The sequence below is a fragment of the Streptomyces sp. NPDC047706 genome (genome assembly GCF_043204795.1).
Lineage (GTDB): Bacteria > Actinomycetota > Actinomycetes > Streptomycetales > Streptomycetaceae > Streptomyces.
The window spans coordinates 76,400-87,220 of record NZ_JBIDCW010000010.1 but is presented as its reverse complement, the minus strand read 5'-3'; the positions used below and the strand labels follow the sequence as shown (position 1 = coordinate 87,220).

Here is a 10,821-nt window from a genome sequence, read left to right as displayed (position 1 = left end):
CGGGCTCGGTCTGGCTCCCACTCACACCCCCGCGGGGCGGGGCGGGCGTCCACGTGGGGGGGGGCGTCACGTAGCTGCCGCCCCCCCCCCCCCCCGGGGGGCCCCCCCCCCCCCCCGCGCCGCTACTGGTCCCGGTACATCTCCGCGACCAGGAATGCCAGGTCGAGCGACTGGCTGCGGTTCAGCCGGGGGTCGCAGGCCGTCTCGTAGCGCTGGTGCAGATCGTCGACGAAGATCTCGTCGCCGCCGCCCACGCACTCGGTGACGTCGTCACCGGTCAGCTCCACGTGGATGCCGCCCGGGTGGGTGCCGAGCTCCTTGTGCACCTCGAAGAAGCCCTTGACCTCGTCGAGCACGTCGTCGAAGCGGCGGGTCTTGTGGCCGGAGGCCGCCTCGAAGGTGTTGCCGTGCATCGGGTCGGACACCCAGGCCACGACGGCGCCCGAGGCGGTGACCTTCTCGACCAGCTCCGGCAGCTTGTCCCTGACCTTGTCGGCGCCCATCCGCACGACGAACGTCAGCCGGCCCGGCTCGCGGTCCGGGTCGAGCCGGTCGATGTACTGGAGCGCCTCCTCGGCCGTGGTCGCCGGGCCGAGCTTGATGCCGATCGGGTTGCGGATCTTCGAGGCGAACTCGACGTGCGCGTGGTCCAGCTGCCGGGTGCGCTCCCCGATCCACACCATGTGCGCCGAGACGTCGTACAGCTGCCCGGTGCGCGAGTCGACACGGGTGAGCGCGGACTCGTAGTCGAGCAGCAGCGCCTCGTGCGAGGAGAAGAACTCGACGGTCTTGAACTCCTCGGGGTCGGCCCCGCAGGCGTGCATGAAGTTCAGCGCGTTGTCGATCTCGCGGGCGAGCTGCTCGTAGCGCTGGCCGGACGGGGACGACTTCACGAAGTCCTGGTTCCAGGCGTGCACCTGGCGCAGGTCGGCGTAGCCGCCGGTGGTGAAGGCGCGCACCAGGTTCAGCGTGGAGGCGGACGCGTGGTACATCTGCTTCAGCCGCTGTGGGTCCGGGACGCGAGCCGCCTCGGTGAAGTCGAAGCCGTTGACGGAGTCGCCCCGGTAGGTCGGGAGCGTCACGCCGTCGCGGGTCTCGGTCGGCTTGGAGCGCGGCTTGGAGTACTGGCCGGCGATCCGGCCCACCTTCACCACGGGCACGGACGCCGCGTACGTCAGCACGGCGCCCATCTGGAGCAGGGTCTTGAGCTTGTTGCGGATCTGGTCCGCGGAGACGGCGTCGAACGCCTCGGCGCAGTCGCCGCCCTGGAGGAGGAACGCCTCTCCCTTGGCGACGGCCGCCATCCGGGCGCGCAGCTGGTCGCACTCGCCCGCGAAGACGAGCGGCGGATACGACTCGAGGTCCGCGATCACTGCGCGCAGAGCCTCGGTGTCGGGGTACTCGGGCTGCTGCGCCGCGGGCAGGTCTCGCCAGGTGTTGCCAGCGCTCGCGCTGGTCTTAGCGTTCACGGTCACAACCCCAACACTAAGGGGTGCCGTGCGGCCGTCCTGCCCGCCGCCCAGGAAGTGAGACACGGGTGACGCTCCGCGGACGTGGGGTAAGGTGCGGCACATGTGCGCGCACTCGATCCAGAACTGGTGGTGGACCGCTTCCTCGGCGGCCCACTGACTGCGCGTACGGAAGACGACGCCGAAGGCCGCCCGAGGGGCGGCCTTCGGCGTTTCCCGGAGCCCGTTCCTCGCACCCGATCATGAAGACGGAAGAGGAACCATGGACCTGGCACAGCTCGCGCACGGCGACCGCCCCTTCGCCCTGCTCCGCCGCCGCGCCCCGGGCCACGACCACGACACGGTGGAAGTGCTGCTCGGCCCGGTGCGCGCGTACGACCGCCTCGCGGACCTCCCCGGCGAGAGCCTCGCGCTCGTCCCGTACCGCCAGATCCGCGAGCGCGGCTTCGACGTCCGCGACGACGGCACCCCTCTGCTGGCGCTCGTCCCCGAGGAGTCGTACGCCGTCCCGCTCGCCGAGGCGCTGCGGCGGCTGCCCGCCCACGAGGTACGCGTCGAGGGCGGTGGCTTCGACGTCGGCGACGAGGAGTACGCCGGGATCGTCGGGCGGGTGCTGCGGGAGGAGATCGGGCGGGGCGAGGGGGCCAACTTCGTCATCCGGCGGACGTACGAGGGCGGGATCGAGGGGTTCGGCCGGGCCGACGCGCTCGCGCTGTTCCGTCGGCTGCTGGTCGGGGAGCGGGGCGCGTACTGGACGTTCCTGGTGCACACCGGCGACCGGACCCTCCTCGGGGCCAGCCCCGAGGTGCATGTGCGGATGTCCGGCGGGACGGTCGTCATGAACCCGATCAGCGGCACGTACCGCTACCCCGCCGAAGGGCCGACGCCGGAGCACCTGCTCGGCTTCCTGGCCGACGGCAAGGAGATCGAGGAGCTGTCGATGGTCGTGGACGAGGAGCTCAAGATGATGTGCGCCGTGGGCGACATGGGCGGGGTCGTCGTCGGGCCGCGGCTGAAGGAGATGGCGCACCTGGCGCACACCGAGTACGAGCTGCGCGGCCGGTCCTCGCTCGATGTGCGCCAGGTGCTGAAGGAGACCATGTTCGCCGCGACCGTCACCGGCTCACCGGTGCAGAACGCCTGCCGGGTCATCGAGCGGCACGAGGCCGGCGGGCGGGGGTACTACGGCGGGGCGCTCGCCCTGCTCGGCCGGGACTCCGGCGGGGCGCAGACCCTGGACTCCCCCATCCTCATCCGCACCGCCGACATCGACGCGGCCGGGCGGCTGCGGGTGCCGGTGGGCGCCACGCTCGTGCGCGGCTCGGACCCGGCGGGCGAGGTCGCGGAGACGCACGCCAAGGCGGCGGGGGTGCTGGCGGCGCTGGGCGTGCTGGAACAGTGTCCGCGCGAGGAGGCCGTACGGCCCGTGCTGGCCGACGACCCCCGGGTGCGGGCCGCGCTGGACGGGCGCCGGGCGCACCTCGCGCCGTTCTGGCTGCGGATGCGGGAGCGGACGGAGGAACTCGCCGGGCACGCCCTGGTCGTCGACGGCGAGGACACCTTCACCGTGATGCTCGCGCATCTGCTGCGGTCCTCGGGCCTGACCGTCACCGTACGCCGCTACGACGAGCCCGGACTGCGTGCGGCGGTGCGCGCGCACGAGGGGCCGCTCGTCATCGGGCCCGGCCCCGGTGACCCGTGCGACCTGGGCGATCCGAGGATGCGGTTCCTGCGGGAGCTGACCGCCGAGGCGCTCCGGGAGCACCGGCACGGGGTGCTGGGCGTGTGCCTGGGGCACGAGCTGATCGCGGTGGAGCTCGGGCTGGACGTCGTGCGCAAACAGGTCCCGTACCAGGGGGCGCAGACGACGATCGACCTGTTCGGACGGGCGGAGACCGTCGGCTTCTACAACAGCTTCGTGGCGCGCTGCGACGACGAGACGGCGGCCGAGCTGGCCGCGCACGGCATCGAGGTCAGCCGGAGCGCGTCCGGTGAGGTGCATGCCGTGCGGGGAGCCGGCTTCGCCGGCGTGCAGTTCCACCCGGAGTCGGTACTGACCCTGAACGGGGCCGACGTGGTGCGGGAACTGGCCGGTCAGCTGCGGGGCACCAGCACGTTCTGCGAGCGGCGGCCGGCGGTGTAGTCGAGGACGTTCTTCACCGTGGCGTCGACGATCTGGGCGACGGCGTCCACGGTGTAGTACGCCTGGTGCGAGGTGACCAGGACGTTCGGGAAGGTGACGAGGCGGGCCAGGGTGTCGTCCTCGACGGCCTGGAGGGACTTGTCGAGGAAGAACAGCCCGGCCTCCGCCTCGTACACGTCGAGGCCTACGCCGGTGAAGCGGCCCGCGCGCAGCTCGTGGACGAGGGCGGCGGTGTCGATCAGGCCGCCGCGGCTGGAGTTGATCAGGATCGCGTCGTCCCTCATCGACTTCAGGGCGTCCGCGTCGATGAGGTGCGTGGTCTCCGGCATCAGCGGCACGTGCAGGGTGACCAGGTCGGACTCGGCGAGCAGTTGCTCCTTGGGGACATAGGTCATGCCGAGTTGCATGCACTCGGGGTTCTCCGCGATGTCCCAGCCGAGCAGCCGCATGCCGAAGCCGTGCGCGATCCGGGCGAACGCCTCGCCGATCTTGCCGGTGCCGAGGACGCCGGCGGTGCGGCCGTGCATGTCGCGGCCCATCAGGCCGTCGAGGCGGAAGTCGAAGTCGCGGGTGCGGGTGGAGGCGCGGACGATACGGCGGTTGACGGCCATGGCGAGGGCCCAGGCGAACTCGGCGACCGCGTACGGCGAGTAGTACGACACCCGGGCCACCGTCATGCCGAGCCGCTGGGCGACGTCGAGGTCGATGTTGTTGAAGCCGGTCGAGCGCTGGGCGACCATCCGGGTGCCGCCGGCCGCGAGGGTGGACAGCACCGGCGCGCCGAGGCCGGCGTTGACGCTGGTGGAGATGATCTCGTGGCCGGCGGCGATGGGGGCGGTGTCCTCGGTGAGGAAGACGTCCAGGCAGCGGATGTCGTGGTGGCCCTGGAAGGCCCGTTCGATCAGGGGCTTCTCGTCGGCCTGCACACCGAAGGCCAGGATCTCCACGGCTTCTCCTGTTCCGCAGGGGTATGGGCCGAATATACGGCCCATACCCGGGGGCCGCCGGTCAGCCGAAGAACACCCCGACCTCCTCGTACAGCGTCAGGTCGACCGTCTTCAGGCGGGCCGTGGCGTCGGCGATCGGGACCCGGACGATGCCGGTTCCGCGCAGGGCGACCATGGAGCCGAAGTCTGCGTCGCGGACGCAGTCGATGGCGTGCAGTCCGAAGCGGGTGGCGAGCCAGCGGTCGAAGGCGCTCGGTGTGCCGCCCCGCTGGACGTGCCCGAGGACCGTCGTGCGGGCCTCCTTGCCGGTCCGCCGTTCGATCTCCTTGGCCAGCCACTCGCCGACCCCGGACAGCCGGACATGCCCGAAGGAGTCGAGGGACTGGTCCTTGAGGACCATGTCGCCGTCCCTGGGCACGGCTCCCTCCGCGACGACGACGATCGGCGCGTACGACGCCTTGAAGCGGGACGTCACCCAGGCGCACACCTGGTCGACGTCGAAGCGCTGCTCGGGGATGAGGATGACGTTGGCGCCGCCCGCCAGGCCGGAGTGGAGGGCGATCCAGCCGGTGTGCCGGCCCATCACCTCGACCACCAGGACGCGCATATGGGACTCGGCGGTGGTGTGCAGGCGGTCGATCGCCTCGGTCGCGATGCCGACGGCGGTGTCGAAGCCGAAGGTGTAGTCGGTGGCGGACAGGTCGTTGTCTATCGTCTTCGGGACGCCGACGCAGGGCACCCCGTAGTCGTCGGACAAGCGTGCGGCGACGCCCAGGGTGTCCTCGCCGCCGATCACGACGAGCGCGTCGACCTCCTGCTTGGCGAGGTTCTCCTTGATCCGGGCGACACCGTTCTCGTGCTGGAACGGGTTGGTGCGCGAGGAGCCGAGGATCGTGCCGCCACGGGGCAGGATGCCCCGTACGGCCGGGATGTCGAGGCGCATCAGATCACCGTCGAGCGGACCGCGCCAGCCGTCCCGGAAGCCGACGAAGTCGTAGCCGTACTCCTGCACGCCCTTGCGGACGATGCCCCGGATGACGGCGTTGAGCCCGGGGCAGTCGCCGCCTCCGGTCAGTACTCCGACCCGCATGGAATTGTCCCTTCGCCGCGGTTGCCGTGTGCCGTACGAGCACGCTAATGGTGACTCAGGTCACTACGGCATGGCCCGTAAGGGCAATTCCGGTGAGTCGGCGCCAGGTTGGTCCGGCCGGGGCTACTCCTCGTCGAGGCCGCGCTCCATCGCGTACCTGACCAGCTCCACCCGGTTGTGCAACTGGAGCTTGCCGAGGGTGTTCTGGACGTGGTTCTGGACCGTGCGGTGGGAGATGACCAGCCGTTCGGCGATCTGCTTGTAGCTGAGCCCCTTGGCCACCAGCCGCAGCACCTCGGTCTCGCGGTCGGTCAGCCGGGGCGCCCTCGGCTCGTCGGCGTCCGTCGTGGCACGCGGCGCCGGGTCGGAGGCGAGGCGCCGGTACTCGCCGAGCACCAGACCGGCCAGGCCCGGCGTGAAGACCGGGTCCCCGGCCGCCGTACGGCGCACGGCGTCCAGCAGTTCCCCGGTGGACGCGGACTTCAGCAGGTAGCCGGTCGCGCCGGACTTCACGGCCTCCAGCACGTCGGCGTGCTCACCGCTGGCCGACAGCACCAGGACGCGCAGGCCCGGGTTGTGGGCGACGAGTTCCTTGCAGACCTGGACGCCGGGCTTGGCGGGCAGGTTGAGGTCGAGGACGAGGACGTCGGGCGCCGCCGCCTTGGCACGGCGAACCGCCTGGTCGCCGTCGCCGGCGGTGGCGACCACCTCCAGGCCGGCCTCGGCCAGGTCACGGGCGACCGCGTCGCGCCACATGGGGTGGTCGTCGACCACCATCACCTTGATCGGCCCCTGCCGTGCGCTCATCGCTGCCCCCGTGCCATCTGCTTCGGTACCCTCAGCTCTACTTCCGTGCCCTGTCCGGGCGTCGAGATCAGCTCGGCCGTACCGCCGAGGTCGCGCAGCCGGCCGCGGATCGACAGCGCCACGCCGAGCCGCCCCTCGCCCTCCGCCTGCGCGAGGCGGCCCTCGGGGATGCCGGGGCCGTCGTCGCGGACGGTCACGATCACCGCGTCGGGCTCGTCCTCGACCAGGATCCAGGCCCGGGCGTCCGCGCCGGCGTGCCGGCGGACGTTGTCCAGGGCCGCCGACACGGCGGCGGCCAGCTCCCGGGCGGCGAGCGGCGGCAGCCGGACCGGCGCGCCGGGCTCGGCGAGTCCGACCCGGGCGGCCGCGAACGGGGCGAGCAGCGCCCGCAGATCGACGGGACCGTCGTCGTCCGGTTCCTCGACGGTGCGTACGACCGCCCCCTCGGCGGCGTCCTCCGACACCCGGGAGACCGGCACCAGGCCGCCGGAGACCAGCGTGCGCAGGGCCACCTCCTGCTCACCGGCGAGCCGCCCCAGCTCGGCCGCCTCGCCGCCGATGACCGCGCCGCGCCGCTGCACCATGGCCAGCACCTGGAGCACGCTGTCGTGGATGTCCCGGGCGAGCCGCTCCCGCTCCCGGGTCGCGGCCTCGATCTCCAGGGCGCGGGCGAGGGTGCGCTCGGAGGCGCGGGCGACCTCGACGACGTACCCGATGGCGATGGAGGCGATCCAGACCAGCAGCACCATGTGGACGGTGTCACGGGTCGGTACGCCGGAGCGGTGGACCAGGTTGGCGGCGGCGACCAGCGTGGAGGCGAAGGCCGCCCAGCGCCACCCGCCCTTGATGGCGAAGGCCAGCACGGCGCCCGCGGTCCATATCGACGGCAGGGTCGGGGCGCCGGCCTCGATCCGCTCGGGCGACTCGGCGACCCGGGTGAGGAGGATGCCTGTCAGGGCGACGGTGAGGTCGGCGGCGAGGAAGCGCTTGGTGCAGCTCGCGGCGCCCGCGACCTGCGGCAGGGTGGCCAGCGTCCACACGGCGAGGACGGCGTAGTAGGCGAGGGCCACCCGGGGGTGCGCGATCTCGTCGTAGGCACTGGCGAAGAGCCCGATCGCGTACATCATCGTGAGCACGCGGTATCCGGTGAGCGCCCGCCACAGCGGCTGCTCGACCGACATCCTCATGACTCGCTCACGCGCGGCCACGTCCCCCACCCCCCGGTTCGGCCGTCACTCCTGGCCGGCCTGGTCCTTTTCCTTCTGCGCCTGTTCCTTCCCGGCCTGCGCGAGCGCGGCCCTGGCCGCCTTGGCCGCTTCCTTCTCCGCCTTCGCCGCGTCAGCGATCTGCCGCTTGGCGGCGGTCGCGTACATGTCGACGTACTCCTGGCCGGAGAGCTTCATGATTTCGTACATGACCTCGTCGGTCACCGCGCGGAGCACGAAACGGTCGTGCTCCATGCCCTGGTAGCGGCTGAAGTCCAGCGGCTTGCCGATCCGTATGCCGGGCCGCATCAGCTTCGGCAGGACCTTGCCGGGCGGCTGGATCTTCTCCGTGTCGATCATCGCGACCGGGATGACGGGCGCGCCGGTGGCGAGCGCCACGCGCGCGAGGCCGCCGGGCTTGCCGCGGTAGAGGCGGCCGTCGGGCGAGCGGGTTCCCTCCGGGTAGATGCCGAACAGCTCACCGCTCTCGACGACCTCTATGCCGCTCCTGATCGCGGCCTCGCCCGCGCCGCGGGCCCCGGAGCGGTCCACCGGGAGCTGACCCACGCCCTTGAAGAAGGCGGCGGTCAGACGGCCCTTGACGCCGGGCGTCGTGAAGTACTCGGCCTTCGCGATGAAGGTGACCTTGCGGTCGAGCACCGCGGGCAGGAAGAACGAGTCGGAGAAGGACAGGTGGTTGCTCGCCAGGATGGCGGGGCCCTCGGCGGGGACGTTCTCCAGGCCCTCCACCCAGGGCCGGAAGACGAGCTTCAGCGGTCCCCCGATGGAAACCTTCATCGCGCCGTACAACAACCGAGTGCCTCCTGTGTCTGTCGATGAGACCTTAACCCGGCGGCCCGGCAAAGACTCCGACGGCCCTGGTCGGTGTCAGTGCGGTCGCGTACGGTGAAGCGACCTGAACTCTTCTCACATCACCCTCACATGAACAGGAGACCGAAGGTGCCGGTCCTTCCTGGAGCCGAGCCGTACCGCCATGACGGCGGAGAAGTCGGCGTGCTGCTCTGCCACGGCTTCACCGGTTCCCCCCAGTCACTGCGCCCCTGGGCGGAGTACCTCGCCGAGCGCGGCCTCACCGTCACGCTTCCGCTGCTTCCCGGGCACGGCACGCGATGGGAGGACATGGAGCTCACGGGCTGGCAGGACTGGTACGCCGAGGTGGACCGCGAGCTGCGTGCCCTCAGCCGCCGGTGCGCCCAGGTGTTCGTGTTCGGCCTGTCGATGGGCGGCGCCCTGGCGCTGCGCCTCGCGGCCCGGCACGGGGCCGCGGTCAGCGGCGTCGTGGTCGTCAACCCTGCGAACAAGGTGCACGGACTGTCGGCGTACGCCCTGCCGGTCGCCCGCCACGTCGTGCGGTCGACGAAGGGGATCACCAGCGACATCGCCCGGCCCGGCGTCGTCGAGGTCGGCTACGACCGGGTCCCGCTGCGCGCCGCGCACTCCCTGCGGAACTTCTTCCGGGTCGTCGACGCCGAGCTGCCGCGGGTCACCCAGCCGCTGCTGCTTCTGCACAGCCCCCAGGACCATGTAGTGCCACCGGCCGACCCGGCACGGATCCTGAGCCGGGTGTCCTCCACGGACGTGCGGGAGACCCTGCTGGAACAGAGCTACCACGTGGCGACGTTGGACTACGACGCGGACCGGATCTTCGAGGAGAGCCTCGCGTTCATCGGCCGGCTCGCACCCAGTGTCGGCAAGGAAGGGACGGCCACAGGTGGCTGAGCACGACTCCGAGCGCGAGGACCGCGAGGAGCGGGAGGATCGGGAGGGCCGTGCCGGGGACCGGCGCGAGCCCGGTGAGCAGCAGGTGCCGTTCGACGAGGACGCCGCCTGGGCGGCGATCGTCGCCGGGTTCGGGGACGAGCCGCCGGACCCGCCCGGCGCGAAGCCCTTCAAGTCGATAGAGGATCTGGCGCTGCTGGAGGCCGAGCCGAACGACGGCGGGGGTGAGCCTGCCGAGCGGAAGGCGGAGCCGAAGAAGGAGACGCCGGAGCCGCTCGGCAGCTCGGTGACCTTCGCACCCGGCGTGGGCGGCGGGCCCCGGGACTACACGACGCCCGAGCCGTCCGAGGACGACTTCACCGAGGACGACGAGGGCCACTTCGTGCCGCCGGAGCCGCCGCCGCTGCCCGCCTCCGACGCCACGGCCAAGTTCGCGTGGCTGGGGGTGATCGGCGGGCCGGTGCTGCTTCTGCTGGCGGTGGTGCTCGGCTGGGACATGACGTGGTGGCTGACCACCCTCGGCATCGGCGGCTTCCTGGGCGGGTTCGCGACGCTGGTGATGCGGCTGCGGACGGACGAGGAGGACGACGACGATCCGGGGCGGGGCGCGGTGGTCTGACCCGCTCACGCCGACGGGATTCTGAGCGCGGCCAGGACCGGAAGGTGGTCCGTGGCCGCCCTCAGGTCCGTCTTGGTCACCCCGGGGTGACCGTGGGGCACCCCGCAGCCGAGGACCTCGATCCCCTTGGTCGCGAAGATCGCGTCGATACGCTGGTGGGGGTCTGCCGGGGTCGAGGTGTACTCGCCGCCCCAGGGGGCGGTCGCCCAGCAGTCCTGAAGACCGTCGGCCAGCAGCCGGAAGGTGCGTCCGCCCGGCCGTTCGTTGAGGTCGCCGCCCGCGATCACATGCTCCGCGCCCAGCCCGGCGAGCTGGTCGAGAAGCATGCCGCCCTGGTCGTACCGCTCCTCCTCGCGGAGCGACAGATGGCAGCTCAGCACCCCCAGGCGAGCGTGGCCGAAGCGGACCACGGCGGTCGCGAAGCCACGCCGGTGCAGTCCGGGGGTGAGCGGCAGCAGCACGTCCTCGGTGCGCTCCACGGTGGCCCGCAGCGAGCACAGCAGCGCGGGCCCCGCGGCGGTGGCCCCGCCCGAGAGGACCATCCGGCCGGAAGCGGCGGCGAGGCGGGCCAGTTTCTTGCGCCAGCGCAAGAAGCGGGGGGCCTCCTGGAGCAGGACCAGGTCGGGATCACAGGCGCTGATCACGCGGGCGAGCGCGGCGGTGTCGTCGCGCATCGAGCGGATGTTGTAGCTGAGGACGCGGAGGGTGACGGAACCATCGTCCTCGGTGCGGGAGTTGGGGAGCGGCGAGGAGGTTGCCATGCGGGTCAATGTAGTCGGGACCGGGGTTTCGGCGCCTGAC

Annotated in this window: 11 protein-coding genes; 4 read left to right on the top strand and 7 right to left on the bottom strand. The window is 71.9% G+C overall.

Features of this window, described 5'->3' with window-relative positions; genetic code table 11:
* Nucleotides 1-122 precede the first annotated feature (122 nt).
* On the bottom strand, nt 123-1,475 hold the full coding sequence (locus tag ACGF8A_RS14415) for a class II 3-deoxy-7-phosphoheptulonate synthase (RefSeq protein ID WP_393107826.1): 1,353 nt from the start codon (nt 1,473-1,475) through the stop codon (nt 123-125).
* Between the two features lie 97 nt (nt 1,476-1,572).
* On the opposite strand from ACGF8A_RS14415, the gene ACGF8A_RS14410 reads away from it, so the two are divergent.
* Nucleotides 1,573-1,629 carry a trp operon leader peptide gene (locus tag ACGF8A_RS14410; protein WP_393108078.1) on the top strand — a complete coding sequence of 19 codons (57 nt, stop codon included), beginning with the start codon at nt 1,573-1,575 and terminating at the stop codon, nt 1,627-1,629.
* A gap of 102 nt (nt 1,630-1,731) precedes the next feature.
* On the top strand, nt 1,732-3,612 hold the full coding sequence (locus ACGF8A_RS14405; RefSeq protein WP_393107824.1) for an anthranilate synthase family protein: 1,881 nt from the start codon (nt 1,732-1,734) through the stop codon (nt 3,610-3,612).
* Here the strand turns inward: ACGF8A_RS14405 and ACGF8A_RS14400 are convergent.
* From ACGF8A_RS14400 to ACGF8A_RS14380, 5 genes are all read right to left on the bottom strand, one after another.
* Nucleotides 3,564-4,559 carry a 2-hydroxyacid dehydrogenase gene (locus ACGF8A_RS14400; protein ID WP_393107822.1) on the bottom strand — a complete coding sequence of 332 codons (996 nt, stop codon included), beginning with the start codon at nt 4,557-4,559 and terminating at the stop codon, nt 3,564-3,566. The genes ACGF8A_RS14405 and ACGF8A_RS14400 overlap by 49 nt on opposite strands.
* Before the next feature lie 61 nt (nt 4,560-4,620).
* Nucleotides 4,621-5,649 carry a 6-phosphofructokinase gene (locus ACGF8A_RS14395; protein ID WP_393107820.1) on the bottom strand — a complete coding sequence of 343 codons (1,029 nt, stop codon included), beginning with the start codon at nt 5,647-5,649 and terminating at the stop codon, nt 4,621-4,623.
* 123 nt (nt 5,650-5,772) lie between these two features.
* Entirely contained in the window at nt 5,773-6,456 is a 684-nt protein-coding gene (locus ACGF8A_RS14390) for a response regulator (protein WP_393107818.1), read from the bottom strand.
* On the bottom strand, nt 6,453-7,664 hold the full coding sequence (gene macS, locus ACGF8A_RS14385) for a MacS family sensor histidine kinase (RefSeq protein WP_393107816.1): 1,212 nt from the start codon (nt 7,662-7,664) through the stop codon (nt 6,453-6,455). The genes ACGF8A_RS14390 and macS overlap by 4 nt, the downstream gene beginning before the upstream one ends.
* A gap of 24 nt (nt 7,665-7,688) precedes the next feature.
* On the bottom strand, nt 7,689-8,459 hold the full coding sequence (locus ACGF8A_RS14380) for a lysophospholipid acyltransferase family protein (protein WP_393107814.1): 771 nt from the start codon (nt 8,457-8,459) through the stop codon (nt 7,689-7,691).
* Nucleotides 8,460-8,621: 162 nt separating this feature from the next.
* Here ACGF8A_RS14380 and ACGF8A_RS14375 point away from each other — a divergent pair, with 162 nt between their 5' ends.
* Nucleotides 8,622-9,401 carry an alpha/beta hydrolase gene (locus ACGF8A_RS14375; protein ID WP_393108076.1) on the top strand — a complete coding sequence of 260 codons (780 nt, stop codon included), beginning with the start codon at nt 8,622-8,624 and terminating at the stop codon, nt 9,399-9,401.
* Nucleotides 9,394-10,020, top strand: coding sequence for a hypothetical protein (locus ACGF8A_RS14370; RefSeq protein WP_393107812.1), 627 nt, complete (start codon nt 9,394-9,396; stop codon nt 10,018-10,020). Before ACGF8A_RS14375 ends, ACGF8A_RS14370 begins: the two co-directional genes overlap by 8 nt.
* Nucleotides 10,021-10,025: 5 nt before the next feature.
* On the opposite strand, the gene ACGF8A_RS14365 is transcribed toward ACGF8A_RS14370, so the two are convergent.
* Nucleotides 10,026-10,781: an endonuclease/exonuclease/phosphatase family protein gene (locus ACGF8A_RS14365; RefSeq protein ID WP_393107810.1), complete on the bottom strand. Its 756-nt coding sequence runs from the start codon at nt 10,779-10,781 to the stop codon at nt 10,026-10,028.
* Nucleotides 10,782-10,821 lie beyond the last annotated feature (40 nt).